The sequence below is a fragment of the Aquabacter cavernae genome (assembly GCF_003993795.1).
Classification (GTDB): domain Bacteria; phylum Pseudomonadota; class Alphaproteobacteria; order Rhizobiales; family Xanthobacteraceae; genus Aquabacter; species Aquabacter cavernae.
Genome location: NZ_RWKV01000008.1, coordinates 743,054 through 761,475, shown reverse-complemented (window position 1 = coordinate 761,475; position 18,422 = coordinate 743,054). Strand labels below are relative to the sequence as shown.

Genomic DNA, 18,422 nt, shown 5'->3' with positions numbered 1-18,422 from the left:
TCGCGTGACAGTGGACGCAGTGGCCAACGACCCGCTGGCGGCGCTTGAGGAATTGATGGAGGTGACCACAGCCCTCGCCACGGAGCGGCGGCTGGAGAGCCTTCTCAATGCCATCGTCAGCGCCGCCCGCCGCCTCACCTCGGCGGAGGGCGGTCGCGTGCTGGTTCTGGACCGCACTGGCCGCGAGCTGCACTGTCTCGTGGGCCAGAACGAGGCCGAGCCCGCTTTGGCGGGGCTCGACCAGAGCGTGGCGCTCTATCGCGCCGCCAATTCCTTCAACCTGGACGATCCCAGCGCGTTTGCGGCGGTGACCGGCCGGGTGGTGAACATCGCGGATGTGCGGGCCTATACAGGCTTCGATTTCTCGGCCCTCTATGTGCGGGAGGCCCGCACCGCTTTCCGCACGCGCTCCTTCGTGGCGCTGCCCTTGCGTTCCCTGGAAGGCATGACGCTGGGCGTGCTCCAGCTCACCAATGTGCGCATGGAGGCGGAAGGGGACGGCCGGGCGCTCAGCGAGCGCTCAGAGCGCATGGTCCGCTGCTTCGCGTCCAATGCGGCGGTGGCCATCTCCAATGCCCGCCTGTTCGACGAGAACCGGCGGCTGATCCGCCAGCTCGACCGAGCGCGCAGCGACCTTGAGGAGGAGAATACCCGCCTCAAGCAGCAGCGCGCGGCCGGCGACGGCGTGATCGGCGCCAGCGCGGGCTTTCAGGTGGCGCAAGCGCTCCTCCAGCGCGCGGCACCCGCCACCGTGCCCGTCCTGCTCCTGGGCGAGACCGGCACCGGCAAGGAGGTATTCGCCAAGATGCTCCATGCCGCAAGCCAGCGCGCGGGGCGGCCCTTCGTGGTGCAGAACTGCGCGGCCTTGCCGGAGCATCTGCTGGAGAGCGAGCTGTTCGGCTATCGGAAAGGCGCCTTCACGGGCGCCCATGCGGACAGGCCGGGCCTCGTCCATGCCGCCAACGGGGGCACGCTGTTTCTGGACGAGGTAGGCGACATGCCCCTCGGCCTCCAGGCCAAGATCCTGCGGCTGCTGGGCCAGGGTGAGGTGCGCCCGGTGGGCGACACGCGCACGGAGATCGTGGATGTGCGCATCGTCGCCGCCACCAATGCGGACCTGCCCGCCAAGATCGCCCAGGGCCAGTTTCGGGAAGACCTCTATTACCGCCTCTCCGTCTTTCCCATCACGCTGCCGCCCTTGCGCGAGCGCACCGACGACATCCCCGCTCTGATCGACCATTTCCTCACCTTGGCCTGCGCCTCCCTCGGCCGCCGCGCGCCCGCTTTGTCGCCGGAGGCGCTGGACCGCCTACTGGGCTGGCGCTTCCCCGGCAATATCCGCGAGCTGAAGAACATCATGGAGCGGGCGGTGCTGCTGTGCGACGGCGGGCGGCTTGATCTGCACCATCTGCCCGCCGATCTTTCCACCGGAGCCGGAACACCTGCGCCGGTGCTCAATGCGGGCGAAGAGGATGCGGGACTGCGCCTGATGGTGCAGAATTACGAGGCGGCCATCATTGAGGTTAAGCTGCGGGAGACCGGCTGGAATCAGAGCCGGGCGGCGGACCTGCTGAAGATCTCCCGCCGCAGCCTGGTGGAGAAGCTCTCGCGGTACGATATCCGTCAGCCCAGCCGCATGTGATACCAAGCTCCCGAATGCCCTTCGGGATCCAGGTCGCGTCCGCGACGCTCCGGCCCGGCCTGTCCGAACCGGCTCTTGAGGACGCAACTCAGACGATCTGAGCTGCGGGGGCGAAACCCACTCGGAACCGCCCGAAGCGCGGACCGAGGGTATGAGGCAAAGAAGAAGTGGCCATTGATCCGCGCCTGAACCAGATCCTCACGGGCTTCTTCGCGGGGCGCCGCACCTTCGACCAGCTCACCCTGGAGGTGCGAGGCTATTGCCGCGACCACGATCCCATGCTGTCGGGCCTGTCCTCGGCGCTGCAGGAACAGATCAATCTGGGCCGCATGCCCTATGACCTTGCCATGCTGCTGTTCCAGGAGGCGGGGCGTCCGGCCGAGGAGCCCGCGCGTGATCTGCCGGAGCTTCCTCCGGTTGGAGAGGCGGAGGACAACCGGGAGGAGACCCTGCGGGAGCGGGTGGATTCGGTGGTGCTGTCCGCGCTGCTCGGCCAGTTCAAGGATTTGCGCAAAGGCGGGGAGGCGCGGGAGCGGCAGAACCAGCGTCAGCTCGACGATGCCCTGGCTGCGTTCCGCTCCGCCCGCCTGCGCCAAGATGCGCGCAAGAGCGCGGCGGGCTCGGGGCGCCCCATCATGCTGGGGCGGGACGGGCGCGAGGAGAACCGTGTCGGCCAGATCCTGCGAGACCGCTTCGTGCTGGACGCGGAGTTGGGACGCGGTGGCATGGGCGTCGTTTACCGTGCCGTGGACCGGCGGCGGGTGGAGGCGGCGGACAGCCGTCCCTATGTGGCCATCAAGCTGCTGAACGGCAATTTCGGCGCCCATCCCGACGCGCTGCGCGCCATGGAGGCGGAAGCGCGGCGCACACAGGACCTGTCCCATCCCAACATCGTCGCCGTGCATGATTTTGACCGGGACGGCACGCACCCCTTCATCGTTATGGAACTGCTGGAAGGGCGCTCCCTGGACGTGTGCCTGCGCGGGGACAGCGATTTCGCGGGCAGCCCCGCCGCATGGCGGGCGATCCGCGACATGTTCTCGGCCCTCGCCCATGCGCATTCGCGGGGCGTGACCCATGCGGACCTCAAGCTGGCGAACCTTTTCCTCTCCCAGGAGGGGCCGCTGAAAGTGCTGGATTTCGGCATCGCCAGCGCCGCGCGGGCAGGAGATTTCGATGTCATGGCGCTGGATGCCATGACGCCCGCTTATGCCAGCCCCGAACAGTTACGGGGCGGCCCGCGCGATCCGCGCGATGATGTCTATGCCTTCGGCTGCATCATCCACCTGATGCTGACGCGCAAGCACCCGTTCGACCGGACACCGGCCACGGAGGCCCAGGAGCGCGGGATGGAGCCGCCCGTGATTGCGGGGCTGACGGACGCCATGCAGGCCGCCGTGGACGCTGCCCTGGCCTTCCGGCAGGACGAGCGCCATCCCGATGCGGGGGCTTTCCTCGCGGCCTTCCAGGGGCGGTGAGGCTCAGGAGCGACGGGCGGTTCGTGTCACACGAGACGCCCCGCCGCCCAGGCTCGTCCGGTCAGGACTGGACCAGCTTCGACACCGTCCGGAGCGCGCTCACATAATCGCTGTTGGGTGACAGCGCCGCCAGGATGCCGGAGCTGCCGAGGCGCACCAGATCCTCGTTCAGCGGCAGCACGGCGGCCACCGGGGTGCGGAACACTGTGGAGATGCGGTCGGACAATTCGCGCTGGTCGAAAGCGGGCAGCACCTTGTTCACCACCAGCAGCAATTGCGGCACATCCAGCCGCCGCGCCAGTTCCAGGGTCACGGCCGTGCCCTGGTAATCCTGATGGTCGGGCCGCAGCACCAGCAGCAGCGTGTCCGATATGGCGATGGAGAGCAGCGTCTCCTCGTTCACCCCCGGATGGGTGTCGATGAGCAGGTAGTCCAGCTCCAGCCGTTCGCACAGAGCGTGGAACCCGTCATTCAGCAGGTCTACCTCGAAGCCTTCCTTGAGAACGCGGGCGATTTCCCCGGTTTGCATGCTGGACGGCAGGAGATGGATGCACCCGCCATTGTGCCCACCGTTCGGGAAGACGCGCGCGGTGACGTCCACAGCCGCCTGCTCAATGGAGCAGCGACCCCAGAGATAGTCGTTGAGCGTATAGGGCGTGCTTCCCGCCTCAAGCCCGAACAGCACATGGATGCCGGGCGAGAGAATGTCGGTGTCCACCACGCCCACCTTCGCGCCCTGGCTTGCCAGCAGGAAGGCGAGGTTCGCGGTGATGGTCGATTTTCCCGTGCCGCCCCGATAGGAATGGGTGGAGACGATGCGTGTCATTCCCGGTCCCCCGGCTCCGTGTTTTTGTGGCGCGCACGCAGGTTGCGGGCGCGCCTTTGCAGGTCCTGGAAATAATCCGATTCCGTGATGGCGCCGACTTCCCGCTTGAAGCGTTGCCGGTCGATCTCAACGGTCAGCTCCGCCACGGCGGAGGACAGCGTGGCATTCTCCTTGGCGAGCCGGGCATTGGCCGTCTCCAATTGCTTCTGAAGGTCCTGAAGCTCCTCCACCAGATGGGTGAGGCGCATTTCGCGCGCCTCCACGCTCACCAGCATGAAGCCGAAGGATTCAGCCAGATGCCGCACGGTCTCCGGCGCATCGTCGGCGGCGGTGAGGGCGAACAGGTCGTCGGAATGGTCGTACTGCCCGCGCGCGATCTCGCGGCACAGGGTTTCCAAGGTCAGGAGGGCGTGGTCCGTCTGGCTCACCATGTCACCTGCGGGCCGGAGCGAAAGGCGCGGTGAGAGGCAGCCGCCCGCGCAGGCGCGGCAGGCTCCAGGGCTCGGCCAGGAAGCGGGCGGTGAAATCCTCGATGCGGCGCGGGCGGGTGGCGGGATCAAACGCCAGCAGGCTCTTGAGCGCGCTCCATTGCGCGCCGGATAGCCCTTCGGGCCGCATGGGCTCGGCGCCGGATTCGCGCGCCTCCAGCGCATTGCGGCGCTGGAAGGGATGCTGGCCGCTGGCCATGCCGTAGATGAGCACGCCGAAGGCGAACAGGTCGCAGGCGGGGCTCGGGTCCGCGCCTTCAAGGCGTTCGGGCGAGGCGAAAGTGGGGGTGAGAGCGCCCACGAGATCCAGCAGGCGGATGGTGGAATCCTCTTCCGCTTCTCCCTGCGGCGCGCCGTGCGACAGGCCGAAATCCAGCACCTTCACGCTGCCGTCCAGGCACACGAAGACGTTTCCCGGCTTGAGGTCGCCATGCATCATGCCGCGCGCATGGGCAAAGGCGAGCGCCGACCCCACGCACTGCACCACGCCCCGGACCTGGCGCCATTCCAAGCCCTTGCCCTCGGTCTCGCGCAGCACGGCGGCGAGCGTCCGGCCCTGGAGCAGCTCCATGACGAGGAAATGGCTCTCCCCGTCCTGGTCGCTGTCATAGACGCGCACGATATGGGGATGGACCATCTCCATCGTGCGGTGCGCTTCCTTGTGGATCAGGGCGCGGGCCGCCTCGTCATAGGGCGGGGCGAGGGCGGCGAGCTTGATGGCCACATGGGGCTGGGGCGCGCGGGCGCGCAGCCGCACATGGTCCACCGCATGATAGACCGTGGACATGCCACCGCGCCCGATCACCTGGATCAGCTCATAGCGGCCCTTGAGGCGCGTGCCGAGATGGGGCGGCAGGATGGTGGGGCGAGACTGGGCGGCAGTGCGTGTGAGCCGGGGGTCAACCGTGCGTGACATGGGTTGCCTCCTCCCCGCACATCCGGATCACAACGGCCGTTGCGTCATCCCGTGTACCACGGGTGACCGCCTCGGCCACCAGATGGTCCGCCGTGACGGGCACTCCGAGGTCAAGAAGCGCTTCCAGCCGCTCCTCCGGGACGCTGCCGCAGACCCCGTCCGTGCACAGGAACAGACTATCCCCCACCTCCAGGTCGAACACAACGCAATCAAGGTCCACGCTCTCGTCCGGCCCCACCGCGCGGGTCACCATGCTGCGCGGGGGCAGCTCGTCGGAAATGCGGGCGAAGATGGCATGGTCGGTGGTGACGCGGTGAAGCTGTCCCTGGCGCATGAGATAGCCGCGCGAATCCCCCGCCCAGAGGCATACGGCGCAATCCTCGCCCACCAGCACCACCACCACCGTTGTGCCCATGGCGGCCTGGGCCTCGCGGCCGGCCAGGAAGAGGGCGGTATTGGCACGGGAAATGGCATCGCGCGCCTGCTGCACGCGCGTGTCCAGGCTGTCGCCGGGCACGACCATGCGGGTGAGCATCTCCACCACCACGCGGCTCGCCACGGCGCCGTCCGCAAGCCCGCCGATGCCGTCCGCCACCACATAGAGGCCGGCTTCGGGCAGCTTGAGGTGGGCGTCCTCGTTCTGCACATGGAGCGGGCCGGTGCGGGTAGCGGCGCTGGCATGGGGGTGGAGCGCGGAAGTGGCCGACATCATGCGCGTCCCCCGGCGGCATCCCAGCGGCCGCTCATCATGTGCTCGAAAGCGTCCGCGCCCGGCAGGCCGCGCGTCATCAACCAGACCGGCGGCAAGTCGCCCCAGCCTTCATGCCACCAGCAGGACAGACCCACCGGCCGGTCCGCATCCGCCCGCAGCGTCCAGGTGAGGAGGTCGCCCGCCGCATCGGCCACGGTGGCATGGCGCCGCCCGCTCACCACCCAGACGCGGTCGGTGCGGTTCGGCCCGTCCAGCACCAGCCGCCGGACGGTCTCGGGGGCCGGGGCGGGGAGGAAGCGGTCCGCGAAATCCACGATGGCCCCGGCGGCAGCCTCCACGTCCAGGCTGCCCTCGATCACCTGAAGGGTGAGAGCTTCCAGGCGGCTGGTGAGCGGGCGGGTCTCTTCCTTCAAATCCAGCACGCCGAACTCGCGCACGAAGGGCACGGCCACGGTGAGGGGGAAGGCGCGGCCGAACCGATCGAGGGAGGAGGCGAACACGCCGATCCAGCCCTCCGGCCCGGCGATGCCGGGATCAAGGGCGAAGCGCCAGGGCGGGCTGGTGAGATAGACGGAGTTCCAGGCGCTTCCCGCCTTCTGCGAGCCGGCCACCATCATGCGCGAGAGCCACGCATCCCAGGGGGTGACGAAGGCGACGGGCAAATGCCTCCGCACGAAATCGTCCTTGGACGGAATTTTCCCGAACAAACCCCCACGGGAGGCACCACCCGGGCTCATAGCTCGTCCGGGCACCGGAAACCGCTCAGCGCGCCGAGCCCGAACGGGCTATTCACGCTGGCGGCCCGCAATTCATAGCTCGCGCTCTGCCCGTCCGGCCCGTTCACCGTGAAGGTCTGGCGGTCGGCCCGGCCGCGCGGCGCGGAGGCGGTGATGAAGCGGAAGAGGGCCCAGGGACCGGCGCGCTGCACGGACGTTTCGTTGCCCTCAACGGGGATGAGGGTCACAGACACCGTGCTGGCCTCGCCCTTGTTGGGCCATTCCATGTCAAAGGTCCGGGGCGCTTCATGCCGATACACGATGGTGGTGGAATCGATGATCAGCGTGGAGCGTAGCAGGTTCGGCGAGAGGAATACCGGCGTCAGGCCGTATTTCACCTGCAGCGTCGGGCCCTTGTTCGGGAAGAAGGCGTCGCGGATCTGCTTGGCGCGGCTGAACTGGGCGAGCGTCGCCTGGCTCACGGGGATGCGCGCGCCGTCCTGCGCGAGCGGCACATAGGTGCCGCGCCGCTCGGTGACGAGGCTGGAGAGATATTGCTGGAAGAAGGTGTCCAGCGTGCCTCCGGGCCGGAAGAAGTCGGTGAAGTCGGCAAGGGTGATTTCGTCCTTGGCGTCGGAATAGACCGGATAGCGGCGGGCGATGGCGGCCTCGCAGACCGGCAGCACATCCTGCTTCCAGGCCTGGTTGACGTTCTGGTAGCCGAGCCCGAGCAGCGTGTTCCAGGAATTGTCCGCCACCGACATGAGGATGGTGCGCACCGGCTCGGGGCGCAGGGCGGAATCCGTGCGCAGCGCCTGGAAGGCATCATTGCCCTGCGGCTTGCCCTGGCTGGACAGAAGCTGGAAGGCCGCCACCGACGGCTGCGCCGCATTGGCGACGCCCGCCAGCACGCCATAGACGCTGGAGACCAGGTCCCGGATATGGGCGGTGGCCTGGGGCTGGCCGCCTGAGCCGGGCAGGGCGAGCTGGATCAAGGGGATGAAGGGCTGGGTGATGGCCTTGCCCGGCCACGGGCCATCGCCCAAGGCGGCGTTGGCTGCGGCGTTTCCGGCCGCGCCCATGGCGCTCTGGGCCAGCGCGCCTCCCGGAAGGGCGGCGGGGCCGGGGGCTCCGGCCTGTCCGGCCGGCACGGGGACGTTGCTCTGCTGGCCTGGCGGGGGAAGGTCGGTGTTCTCCCGCACGGCATTCACCAGCCCATCGATGGGCGATTGCGGGCCCGCGAGGTTCTGGAGCACGGCCATGGCTTGGGGGAGGGTGGTGAAGCGCAAAGCGGTGATCTGCGAGAGGGCACCCTGCCAGGCGGCGATATAGTCGCGCACATAGAGGTCCGCGATCTGGCGCGCGAGGCCCTGGGACTGGGGCTGCGAGCCGCTGCCCACCACCCAGTCCGCCCCCAGCGCCTCGCTCACCAGAACCGGCAGCTTGGGCAGGAAGAAATTGTAGAATCCGGTCCGGGTGAAGATGCCGGGAATGACCAGGGCCCCGCTCGTCTGGGCCTGCGGGCCGGCGGCGACGCTGCGGGTGCCGATGACTTGCCCGAGATCCACGCTCTGGAGCTGGGCGTTCTGGTAGCCCTCGCGCAGCAGGCGGGCATAGATCTGGTCCACCTGGGGCACGCGCGCGAGGCGGGTCCGTGCCTCGGCGATCAACGGGTTGTTCAGTTCGGACCGGCGCGGCAGCAGCGCCACCATATTGTCCAGATGGGTCCGCAGGGCCTTCTGCTGGTCCGGCTGGAGCGGGTAGGTCAGAGCCGCCTCGCTCTTGGCCATCTCGAGCACGGTCGCACGATCGAAGCGCGCCGGATCCCCCAGCATCAGATAGGTGGCGAGGGCGGTGCGCATGTCCTCCAGGGCGGAGGGCGTATTGGCCTGGAGATCTTGAGAGATGCGCGTCTCAAGACGGGACGTGAAGGCGGGCAGGAGACGGTGCAGCAGCACCTGATCATAGGCATTCTGCGCGGCGGTCCCCAGCCGCGGGGCGGCCGAGATGCCGAGAATATCCGCATTGATCCAGGAACTGGAGCCGTCCGCCACCTTTTCCAGGTGACCGGCCGAAGCCAGCACCGGCATCACCGCCGTATAGGTCGGCGTGCGGGGAAGGGTGCGCATGGCACCGTCCAACTCATCCAGTGCGACACGAGTCTCGCCGATGCGGATGTCGGCGCGGGAGGAGGCGAAGATCCAGCCGGAGGCAAGGGCCAGCGAGCCGCCCGCCACCGCCACGAAACAGGCGGCGCGAACGGCGGAGAGGCGACGCTCGAGGCCCCGGTTGGCGCCCACGAGGCCCTGCTCGTCGAAGATCACGTCCGACAGGAGACGTTTGATGAAGAAGGCCTTCCCCGTGCCGGACTGGCTGCGCCTGGCACCACCCGAGAGGCCGAAATTGCGGCTCATGGCGCCCAGCAGGCGCTCCATGGGCGCGCCCGCCTGTGTGCCCGAGGTGAAATAGACGCCGCGCAGGATGGGGCGCATTTCGAAGCGCGTGGTCTTGAAGATGGAGGAGGTGAAATCGGCCAGCGGAGCGCGGACGCTGGCGAATTCCTTCGGGAAGTTGAACATGCGGCAGCGCCGCGCAAGGGCGCGCTCCTGATGCAATAGTCTCATCAGGCGCGTTTCAAGGCGGGAGACGAGATCCACGAAATTCCGGTCGAACTCCGCCTCCACTTGGGAAGCGTTGATTTCCAACGGGAACGTGGTGCCCCACACCTGGGCGCGGCCGGTATCGTCCAACTCGTCGAAATATTCGCTGAAGCCGCTCAGCAGGTCGCATTTGGTCACGAGCACATAGACCGGCACGGGCATGCCGAAGAAGCGCATCAATTCCTGCAGGCGCAGCTTGATGGTTTCGGCATGCTTGCGCCGCTGTGCGTCACTGGTACCGATAATGTCCGCGAGGCTGATGCCGATAATGACGCCGTTGATGGGACGGCGCGGTCGGTGGCTGCGGACAAGCTCCAGGAAGCCGCGCCATGCGGCCTTATCCACTTCGCTGTTCACGTCCTGCGTGGTGTAGCGGCCGGCCGTGTCGATCAGCACCGCCTCGTCCGTGAACCACCAGTCGCAATAGCGGGTGCCACCGACACCCGAGACCGGGTCGTCGCCCACCCGGTCCGCCAAGGGGAAGTTGAGGCCGGAATTCTTCAGGATAGTGGTCTTGCCCGCACCGGGCGGCCCCAGGATCACGTACCAGGGCAGTTGGATCATGTAATTGCGCCCGGCCTCGTGGCCGATTGCATTGTCCTTCAGGACGCGCATGGCGCCCTCGAACCGTTCCCGGATGATCTCCAACTCGTCGCTGGACTGCTCGCTTGCCAGCAGGGCGAGGCCGTCGGAATCCAGCAGGGTCTTGATGGCGCGGGCATTGGCCCGGCGCGACAGCCAGATGCGCAGCACCAGCGACAGCAGCACCGCGGCAAACAGGCTCGCAATGACCGTCATGCGCACGCTCGCCCCGGCGAGCGGCGTGATGCCCGCCACCGAGATATAAGGCCCGACGAACCAGATCAGGATGGCGAGGCACAGCAGCCCCACCAGCATGAGCAGGGTGCGGATGCGCAGGAAGTCCGCGATGAGGGCGGCGAGCATCGTTAGCCCTCAGGATTGGGTTGTGCCGAACCGGTTGAGGCGATCCTCGACCGGGGCGAGACCTTGTTCGAGTCGGAAGGCGAACAGGGTGTAGATGATGAGCAGGACCACCCCCGCCACCGCGAAGACCACCCAGAGCGGCAGCACGTTGGAGAGCTTGCGCCGCACCGAGACGCCCTGCCAGCGGGGGGAAAGGTCGTCCAGATTGGCCTTGGCATGGGTGCGCCAGAGGCGGCCCAACTCGTCGCGCAACTCTTCCAGCTGATACTGGCCGCCTTCCATGACGCGGTATTTGCCCTCGAAGCCCAGCGCGAGGCAGAGGTCGATGAGCTTCAGCAGGGCCAGATGCTGCACGGGATTGGCCCGCACCCGCTCCAGGATGGCGAACACCTTCTCGCCGCCCCAGGTCTCGCCGTGGAACTGGTTGAGCAGGCTGTGGGTGCTCCAATTGCTGGCGGCCCCCCACGGCGTGGTCATCACCGCCTCGTCAATGACCGAGCACAGCACGTAGCGCGCGGCGCTCACGTCCACCACGCGGGCGCCCAGCTTGATGGCCCGCTCATCGAATTTCTTGATCTGCGCCACGGTTTCCGCGCGCAAAGCGGCGGCGTCCGCATGCTCCACCGCCTGGCGCAATTGGGCGACCAGCGCCAGCAGGGGCGTTGCGGCCGCCGCGATGGTCTCTTCCGGATGGGAGGGGTCCGGGGCGATGGTGAGGTCCGGCAGGGCGGAACCGCCACCCGTGGTCTCCGTGCCCGCCCCGTCGAACGGCTGGGGAATGGGCCGCGGCGCGGCTGCGGGCTCAGACGGACGGGACGCGGCGCTGGTTTCCCGCGCGGCGCCCGACCGCGGCACGGCCACGGGCCGGTGCCCGATCACGGTGGGCTCGTCGTCCCCCATCGTCGGATCGTATGTCACGATTGCCCCGCCCGGATCGCCCAGAACTCAAGATGAAGGTCGGGATAGTCGCCGCTCACATGGAAGGCGAAGGCGGCCGAGCGCGTCAGGCTGCGCCACAGCTCATGCCCCTGGTCCAGCTCGAAATAGACCGCGCCCTGGAGATAGGGCAGCTCGCGCGGCGCCACGGGCAGGGAGCGCAGGGGGATGCCGGGAAGCTGGAGATTGACCAGATCCCGGATCTGCTCGACCGAGCCGACCTTGGTGGTGGCGGGAAACTGCGTGCGCAGGATTTCGTGCGGGATACCGGCGGAAGCGACGAGGACGAAGCGCCCCCCGGCCAGCAGGGAGCGGTCCATGATGGTGGCCGTGCGGATGCCGTAACCCCGCTCCTGGAGCGGCAGGGACACGGCGGTGCGCTCGATCACGAGGTTCAGAGCCTGACGCAGGATTTCCAGCACCGGCTCCAGGCTCTCTTCCAGATCGTCATGGATGTAAGGGGGGAGCATCGCCGGGCGGCGTCGGTGCACGTCGAAAGTGGACAGGTCGCCCGCAAGGCGCACCAGTTCGCGGAAAATGCTTTCCGGATGGGTGCCCGGAAGCCGGGCCAGATGGTGCAGCACCGTCTGCGCCGCGTTCATCACCCGCAGCAACAGGATGTCGATGAGGCCCGCGCTGTCGGCGGACATGCGGCTGGGATCGCAGCGCTCCGCCAGCGCCTCGCCCCGGGCATGAACCAGCCCGTGAACCTCCGCCATCACCTGGAGCAGGCGCGAGGAGGCGTGGAAGTCGAGACAAGGCGGGATGAAGGTGGGGGACAACTCCACGGAGCCGGAGGCGCGCACCTCCTCGATGCGGGCGAGCGGCAGCACGATGAGGCCGTCCAGGGATTCGCCCTCGAAGACCAGGGCGGCGTTGAGCTGGCCGAGCCGCAGCTCGACGGGCTCGCGCTCCGGCGCGCTGGTGTCGCGCACGGGCTGGGCCAGTGCGCGCAGGCGGCGCAGGTTCGCGCCCGCTTCCGCCACCTCCACCGCATCGCGCGCCCGGGCGGGCACTGCGAGGAAGACGAGCCCGCGCTTGAGGGTGGGCGGAACACGGCGCGGGGCCGGAGCCGCCATCTGGCTCGGAATTTCCACGACGCTGCCGTCCGGCAGCACCGCTTCGCAGCGGGCCACCGCCACTTGGCCCAGCTTCAGAAGCGCCTCGTCCAGCACCAGCGCGCGCAGCCCCCAGCCATTGGGTTGCAGGCCGGCGACGCGCGCCTCCATGAGGTTTTCCAGCCAGCGGTCATGCTGCTGGAAATGCTGCGGCTTGACGAACATGCCTTCAAACCAAAGGGGTTTGCTCGTCAATGACATGCGCGCATGCTCTCCAGAGCGGGAAAGAGGTGGGACAGGCGGCTCACCAGCCGAACCAGCCCTTGCCTCGTGTTGCGTTGAGTTCCACCGTCACGGCGAGGCTGGTCACCGTCACGAGCAGGTAATTGGTCTTGGCCGGCGTCAGCTCCACGATGGAGCGCCACTGCGCGGACGAGATGTCGCGAAAGCCCGCGATCACGCCCAGATATCTCACGTCGCCGGTGATGGTGTGATCCACGTCCTGCGTCGCGCCCGGCACGATCTCCAGCACTTCCTTCGACAGCATTTCCGGGCCCAGCCGGGCGATGTCGTTGTCGAACAGCTCGAAGAAGGTCGCGGCCATGAAGTTGTTCTGCGCCTTCAGGTCGTAAAGCTTGATGACAACGGGAGACGGAACGCCCGACTGGTTGGGATTGATGTTTGCGTCCGCGCGCACGGTGATCTTGGTGGGCGTCTCCACGGGCGGCGGCGGGCCGGGGGAGGCGCAGGCGCCAAGGCCCACGCCTGTGCCGCCTGCCAGCAGCCCAAGCAGCGCGGTGCGCCGGGTGATCAGGTGAACCATCAGCCTTGCCCTCCGCGCATGGTCTGGACGTGATGCGCATAGGCGCGGGCGAATTCCTGGCCGACCAGTTCGGGGCTCAGCACGTCGAGGGCATCTACCAGCCGTTCGTGCATCACGAGATAGCGGTCCCACAGTTTGGCTTTGTCGATGCGGCGGGCGAACACGCCGCCATTCTGGCCCTCGCCTTCCATCTCGAAGGTGATGGCGGCGGGGCTGATGCGCTGCATGAGGCGGGAGATGGTGGCCTGCATGGCATCCATGGCGGCAAGCTCATGGATCTGCATCTCGCGGAACACGGCGCGGGCCTGCCCGCCCGGATCGCGCCGGCCCAGCCCCTCGGCCGCGAACAGGCGGCGCATCGCATCCTCGGTGGAGGCGGCAACGCGGAACGGATTGTCGTCGCCCACCACCTGCGTGGCATCAAGGCTGAGTTCGCTCTTCATGCGGCGGCGCGTGGCCTGGAGTTCCAGCAGGCCCGAGACCAGCCCGCGAATAAGCCCCGCCGCATCCGTGAGGACGCGGTCCCGCTCTTCGGCCGACAAATGGGTGGGGTCGATGCCGAACAGGTCCCAGAACGTCCCTTGGGGGGCGAGAGAGGGGAAGGGAGGGGGAGCATAAGTCGGGAGCGCGGCAACCGGCGGTATTGGCGCCGGTTGCGCGAAGGCGGGCGGCGCGGCCGGTACAGGGGGCGCCATGGGCGGCACCGGGGGGGCGGCAAGGCCCGTGCCCGCAGGTTTTCCACGACTCCGCATGCGCAGCATGGTCACCATGGCTTCCGGATCATCCGGCCCCGGTGCTTCGGGCAGCGGCATGAAAGCGGGAGCCGGTGGGGGCGCAACTGGCCTCAGGGGGGCAGGGGCGGCCTGCGGCGGCAGCGGCGTCTCCGCCAGTCGCGGGATCAGAGCCGACAGCTCATCGAGAAAATCGGAGGGAATCACCGCCGGCTCCACGGGCAGCGGTGCGGCCGGGAGCGGTTGAGGCGCCATCACGGGGGGAGGCACCATCACGGGCGGGGAAACGGGAATGGGGTCCGGACGTGCCGCCGGCGGAGCCGTGAAGGCGGGCGGAACGGCGGGCGCCTGCGGGGCGAAGTTGAAATCCGGGATCGCACCCGGAGCCTGCGGCATGGCGCCCGGCTGCGCGCCCTTGCTTGAGCGCAGGCCGAAGTCGCTGCGGTCGCGGTCCCGCTTGCCGATGCCCAGATCCTTGAACGGGTTCTCGCCTTCCTGGAGCGTGTCCTCGCCGTCCAGCGCCGCAAGAGGATCGAGCGGCGTACGCTGGCCTGGATCGATCGAACGCGGACGCGCAAACCCGCCTGTGCGCAGCGGCGCAGGGGCGGCGGCAAAAGGGGCCGGGCGGGACATCGGCTGAGGCGCCAACTGAGGGGCTGCCTGGGGCAGGACTTGAGGCGGGGGGGGATCCGCCACGCGCCGCACATCCACGGAGATCACATAGGGGCCGAGATAGACGAGGTCCCCCGTCACCAGCAGGGCGCTGTTGCCTCGGCCGAGCGGCGCGTCGGTGACATTCACGTAGACGCCGTTGGTGGACAGATCCACCACCGTGAAACCCTGCCCGGTGAAGCGGATTTCGGCATGGCGGGCGGAGAGCGTGTTGGTGGGGTCGGGGAGACGCCAGTCGCAGGTCGTGGACCGGCCGATAATGCCGCCTGTCGCGCCGAATTCGTGCGAGCCGAGTGACCCAAGGCCCTGCCCCTGTTCTCCGGTGACAGTGAGCCTCGCTTTCAACGCCACGTCTTGCGCCCCCACTGTGAACCCACGCCGAATCCCCCGGATCCCCATCCGAACCGTTGGAGATGCAAGCCTGCCAGGCGGTCCGGCGCAGGCGCCGTCGGCATGGAAACAGCACGAAGCAAGCCCCAGCGACCGATCCGGCCCGGCTCCGGCGCTACCTTCATGATGAACGGTGACAGATGGATAACGGTGCGGGCGTAAGGTTAACGTGGGGACGTGCGCGCGGGGCTCACATGGCCTGTGCGAACCGGTTCGCAGCGAAGTCGGCAAAGGGGGAAATGTCGCTGTCCAGGTCCGTGGACGGGTCGAGCCATGTGTTCCACCCCAGCCGCCCTTCGCCCAGCACGAAGGCCGGCGCGGCGCCGGGTTCCAGTTCCAGGCGGATGTCGAAGGCGAGCGGGTCGCGTAGTGCCAGTTCAACAAGCTCGACCACCTGGGTGAACAAGGGCTGGTCCGGCAGGGCCCTGAGGAAGCTGGCCTGATCCAGCGGGCCGAGCACCACGCGGAACTTGCCCAGCGTGTCGCGCACCTGTGATCCGACGATGAAATCCACCCCAAGCTCGGGCGCCCGTTCGCCGAGGCGCGACTGCCGGTGCTCGGGAATGAGAACGGTACGCGGGACGAACTCCTCGATTCGCGCCGGCAGGCCCGTGCAATGGGCGATGACCGTGCCGATGATGGAGGCCGACAGGCTGTAGCAGCTCAACAGGCCCGCATAGGGCATCAGCGCGACCCGGTCCTCCTCCCCGCCCGTGGGGAGAAGGCCCATGAGCGCCCCCACCGCCCGCGAGATGGGGTCTCCCGCGCCCGCCCGGTAACGCAGGAAGTGCCGCTGGTGCTTGTGGATGCGCACCAGCAGAGAGACGAGGCGATGGTTGAAGAAATCGAGGAACGCCGCGAAGCCGCCGCCCGTGTCGAGGTCGCGGATCACCTCTTCCGTATAGAAGGGCGGCAGCGGCGAGGAGGGGCCGAACAGGCCGAGGAAGTTCACATAGATGTCCAGCCGTTCCGCCTGCGCCTGCCAGTCGAGGGACTGCACGTCGCGTGCGGGATAGCCGAGGCTCGGATTGGCCTTGAAGCGGATGTGCTCGAGATTGGGGTCGCCCGTGCCGCCGATCTCGGCGATATCGGGAAACAGCGCCGCCAGCCGCTCCACCAGGGAGAAGAAGGCCCAGGTCTCCAGGCCCTTCAGGTCCAGCGGCGCGGGCACGCCGCCTCCGTCCGCGCCGACCGGGGTCGGCACGTCGGCGCCGGGACCGGGCGCTGTCACAGGAGGTTGTTGACGCCGCGCCTCGGTTTCCATTCGTAGGTCACATTGGTTTCGCTGCCCCTGAGGGCGAACTGGTGCATGCTGTTCACGGTGGCGAAGGCGCTCAGCACCTTGTCCAGCACCGTGCCGAACAGGAACATTTCCGCCTCGCCCCCGAGCTTGCTCTCCTGGCACACCAGCGTGAAATGGCGGATGCGCATGGGCATGCCGCGCACCAGGATGTCGCCCGATGCATTCTCGAACCGTTCGAGCCCCGATAGCAGGAGGTCCAGCCGGCGACGGCTCTGCTCATCCTGCACGGAGCGGAAATCGAAGGTGGCGATCAACTGGCGCAGCGCCGTCACGTCGGCGATGGAATTGAACGAGCAGGCCAGCGCCGCCACCAGCCGCCACAGCAGGCCATCCGCAAGCGGGGGCGGCACTTCCGAGGTGACGCGGGCGATGTTCTCGAACTGCACGCCGTTGGGCGTGTTGTTGCCCGGCTGGCAAACGGCGCCCACCGCGAGGCGTTCCGCGAGCCGCCCGTTGGAGCAGGTGAGGGCGATGGACACGGTCTCCGCCTTCGGCACCTGGCGCCGGTCCAGCCGGTCCACGAAGGAGAGATAATGGTCGATCCGCCGTCCCGCGACCGAGGGGCGGGCGCGCACGCGCACATAGGAGGTGGCGCGGGTGTCGCCCGGCAAATCGTGGCGGAAGGACTCGAACGGCTCATAGACGATGCGCTCGGACGAGCCCTGGATATAGCCGGTGACGCTGTCCACCGTGTGGATGGTCGCGCCTTCTCCCTGAAGCGGGACGAGGCGGTATTCGGTCTTGCCGCCGTCCATGTTCAGCGGCCGTGCATCGGCGGGGAACAGGTTCACGGCGGGCGTGCAATTGAGCCGCAGGCAGTCGGGCGGCACCCGCACCTGCTGGGGGAACGGGCGCTCGAATTGGAAATGGAGCTTCACGCTCCGCTCCGGCCGCTCCGCCAGGGGTTCGAGGCCGGACAGTTCCGCATAGAGGAACTTCTCCGGGATCAGGAGATATTCCTGGAGCAGCCGAAACCCCTCTACCGCATTGAGCGGCTGGGCAAGAACGGCCTCGTCGGGCGCAAAGCTCACGGGGCGGATGGCATCCGGCCCCAGTGTCAGGACCGTATCTTCGCCCGCCCGCACGCTGATGCGCTTCAGGTGGCCGAACATGCCGCGATAGAGGTTGCGGGCCTGCCGGGGGTCGCCCAACTCAGCGAAATGGAAGCGCAGCGGATGTTCCGCGAGGGCGGCGAAGCTGGTCTGCGGAAGGCATGCAAGCTCGCAGGTCAGCTCGGCCTGTGTACCGGCATTCTCCAGCACCACATTGCGCACCTCGAACGGCAGGACATCGAGGTTGAACGAGGTGATGAAGGGACAGCTTGTCCCATCAATGGCGAGCGAGCGGACCTGCGTCCCGCGCGGCACTGACAGCGCGCTTCCGTCGCCGCCGGGCGCCTGCCGGAAGCACAGCGTCGTCGTGGGCGGAATGGGCTGGAGATATGCGGGCCAGATCAGCCGCAGCAGGTCATGCACCAGTTCCGGCAGGTCGTCGTCGAGCCGCTGGCGCAGGGTGGCGGTCAGGAAGGCGAACCCCTCCAGCAGGCGCTCCACATCGGGATCGGCGGCCTTGCGGGAGAGGAAGCCCGCGAGCTTGGGATTTTCCCGCGCGAACACGTCGCCCAGGTCCCGCAGATAGGACAGCTCGTCTTGATAGTAGCGGTTGAGGGCCATGGTCTCAGTCGCTCACGTTCACGAAGCCGTTGTTGTTCAGCACCGTGTCGAAGGACAGGCGCTGGCCGCCCTCCTCCAGATTGAGCGTGGCATGGATGCGGAAGGCGAGCCGCAGGGGATTGGAACGGTCGGGTACGTGGCGCACGGTCACCTGGGAAAGACGGGGCTCGAACTTCTCGATCTGCTCGCGCACCGCCGAGGCGATGATGGCGAGGGCGTCGGGGAATTTGCCCGCGAGGTCGTTGAAGTCGGGCATGCCGAAATCGGGGCGGGACTGACAGCAGGCGGCGCGGGAATTGAGGACGTGCCGCAAATTGCCCAGCACCGAGGTCATGACGTCCACGGCGTCCGACTTGCGGACGATTTCGGGGTCGAGATGCTCGGTCGGCAGTCGCTCGGGCGCCGTCAGCCGTTCCATCAGGGTGCGGTTCGCCATGGCGCGGAAATCCCGGT

At 68.0% G+C, this 18,422-nt stretch carries 15 protein-coding genes; 2 read left to right on the top strand and 13 right to left on the bottom strand.

Going from position 1 to position 18,422, the window contains the following annotated elements; genetic code table 11:
* The first annotated feature begins 4 nt into the window (after positions 1-4).
* Both EJJ38_RS08245 and EJJ38_RS08240 read left to right on the top strand, forming a co-directional pair.
* A complete protein-coding gene (locus EJJ38_RS08245; protein ID WP_127089604.1) occupies positions 5-1,642 on the top strand; it encodes a sigma 54-interacting transcriptional regulator in 1,638 nt (545 codons plus the stop codon).
* Between the two features lie 167 nt (positions 1,643-1,809).
* Positions 1,810-3,120 (top strand): serine/threonine-protein kinase, encoded by a 1,311-nt coding sequence (locus EJJ38_RS08240; RefSeq protein ID WP_127089603.1) that lies wholly within the window; start codon positions 1,810-1,812, stop codon positions 3,118-3,120.
* Between the two features lie 61 nt (positions 3,121-3,181).
* Here EJJ38_RS08240 and EJJ38_RS08235 read toward each other — a convergent pair whose 3' ends face one another.
* The 13 genes from EJJ38_RS08235 to tssE form a co-directional block, all read right to left on the bottom strand.
* Entirely contained in the window at positions 3,182-3,946 is a 765-nt protein-coding gene (locus EJJ38_RS08235) for a MinD/ParA family ATP-binding protein (protein ID WP_127089602.1), read from the bottom strand.
* Positions 3,943-4,377 (bottom strand): hypothetical protein, encoded by a 435-nt coding sequence (locus EJJ38_RS08230; protein ID WP_127089601.1) that lies wholly within the window; start codon positions 4,375-4,377, stop codon positions 3,943-3,945. The genes EJJ38_RS08235 and EJJ38_RS08230 overlap by 4 nt, the downstream gene beginning before the upstream one ends.
* A 1-nt stretch (position 4,378) precedes the next feature.
* Positions 4,379-5,350, bottom strand: a complete 972-nt coding sequence (locus tag EJJ38_RS08225; RefSeq protein ID WP_127089600.1) for a serine/threonine-protein kinase — start codon at positions 5,348-5,350, stop codon at positions 4,379-4,381.
* Positions 5,334-6,062 carry a PP2C family protein-serine/threonine phosphatase gene (locus EJJ38_RS08220; RefSeq protein WP_127089599.1) on the bottom strand — a complete coding sequence of 243 codons (729 nt, stop codon included), beginning with the start codon at positions 6,060-6,062 and terminating at the stop codon, positions 5,334-5,336. Before EJJ38_RS08220 ends, EJJ38_RS08225 begins: the two co-directional genes overlap by 17 nt.
* On the bottom strand, positions 6,059-6,799 hold the full coding sequence (gene tagF / locus EJJ38_RS08215) for a type VI secretion system-associated protein TagF (protein WP_127089598.1): 741 nt from the start codon (positions 6,797-6,799) through the stop codon (positions 6,059-6,061). Before tagF ends, EJJ38_RS08220 begins: the two co-directional genes overlap by 4 nt.
* On the bottom strand, positions 6,796-10,383 hold the full coding sequence (tssM, locus tag EJJ38_RS08210) for a type VI secretion system membrane subunit TssM (RefSeq protein ID WP_127089597.1): 3,588 nt from the start codon (positions 10,381-10,383) through the stop codon (positions 6,796-6,798). The genes tagF and tssM overlap by 4 nt, the downstream gene beginning before the upstream one ends.
* A gap of 9 nt (positions 10,384-10,392) precedes the next feature.
* The gene (icmH, locus tag EJJ38_RS08205) at positions 10,393-11,283 is read right to left on the bottom strand and encodes a type IVB secretion system protein IcmH/DotU (RefSeq protein ID WP_127089596.1); all 891 of its coding nucleotides are present in this window, start codon (positions 11,281-11,283) and stop codon (positions 10,393-10,395) included.
* Positions 11,284-11,297: 14 nt separating this feature from the next.
* Positions 11,298-12,638, bottom strand: coding sequence for a type VI secretion system baseplate subunit TssK (gene tssK / locus EJJ38_RS08200; protein WP_127089595.1), 1,341 nt, complete (start codon positions 12,636-12,638; stop codon positions 11,298-11,300).
* Between the two features lie 43 nt (positions 12,639-12,681).
* Entirely contained in the window at positions 12,682-13,200 is a 519-nt protein-coding gene (tssJ, locus tag EJJ38_RS08195) for a type VI secretion system lipoprotein TssJ (protein ID WP_127089594.1), read from the bottom strand.
* Positions 13,200-14,954, bottom strand: coding sequence for a type VI secretion system-associated FHA domain protein TagH (gene tagH, locus EJJ38_RS08190; protein ID WP_205666123.1), 1,755 nt, complete (start codon positions 14,952-14,954; stop codon positions 13,200-13,202). The genes tssJ and tagH overlap by 1 nt, the downstream gene beginning before the upstream one ends.
* A 229-nt stretch (positions 14,955-15,183) precedes the next feature.
* Complete coding sequence (gene tssG, locus EJJ38_RS08185; protein WP_164738456.1) at positions 15,184-16,197, bottom strand: type VI secretion system baseplate subunit TssG; 1,014 nt, start codon at positions 16,195-16,197, stop codon at positions 15,184-15,186.
* A 23-nt stretch (positions 16,198-16,220) separates the two neighbouring features.
* Positions 16,221-17,969, bottom strand: a complete 1,749-nt coding sequence (tssF, locus tag EJJ38_RS08180) for a type VI secretion system baseplate subunit TssF (RefSeq protein ID WP_127089591.1) — start codon at positions 17,967-17,969, stop codon at positions 16,221-16,223.
* Positions 17,970-17,973: 4 nt separating this feature from the next.
* On the bottom strand, positions 17,974-18,405 hold the full coding sequence (tssE, locus tag EJJ38_RS08175) for a type VI secretion system baseplate subunit TssE (protein ID WP_127089590.1): 432 nt from the start codon (positions 18,403-18,405) through the stop codon (positions 17,974-17,976).
* Between the last annotated feature and the right edge of the window lie 17 nt (positions 18,406-18,422).

Coding starts and splice junctions, on each gene's coding strand:
- EJJ38_RS08235 (WP_127089602.1), bottom strand. CDS start 3,946: ATGACACGCATCGTCTCCACCCATTCCTATCGGGGCGGCACGGGAAAA.
- EJJ38_RS08230 (WP_127089601.1), bottom strand. CDS start 4,377: ATGGTGAGCCAGACGGACCACGCCCTCCTGACCTTGGAAACCCTGTGC.
- EJJ38_RS08225 (WP_127089600.1), bottom strand. CDS start 5,350: ATGTCACGCACGGTTGACCCCCGGCTCACACGCACTGCCGCCCAGTCT.
- EJJ38_RS08220 (WP_127089599.1), bottom strand. CDS start 6,062: ATGATGTCGGCCACTTCCGCGCTCCACCCCCATGCCAGCGCCGCTACC.
- tagF (WP_127089598.1), bottom strand. CDS start 6,799: ATGAGCCCGGGTGGTGCCTCCCGTGGGGGTTTGTTCGGGAAAATTCCG.
- tssM (WP_127089597.1), bottom strand. CDS start 10,383: ATGCTCGCCGCCCTCATCGCGGACTTCCTGCGCATCCGCACCCTGCTC.
- icmH (WP_127089596.1), bottom strand. CDS start 11,283: ATGGGGGACGACGAGCCCACCGTGATCGGGCACCGGCCCGTGGCCGTG.
- tssK (WP_127089595.1), bottom strand. CDS start 12,638: ATGTCATTGACGAGCAAACCCCTTTGGTTTGAAGGCATGTTCGTCAAG.
- tssJ (WP_127089594.1), bottom strand. CDS start 13,200: ATGGTTCACCTGATCACCCGGCGCACCGCGCTGCTTGGGCTGCTGGCA.
- tssF (WP_127089591.1), bottom strand. CDS start 17,969: ATGGCCCTCAACCGCTACTATCAAGACGAGCTGTCCTATCTGCGGGAC.
- tssE (WP_127089590.1), bottom strand. CDS start 18,405: ATGGCGAACCGCACCCTGATGGAACGGCTGACGGCGCCCGAGCGACTG.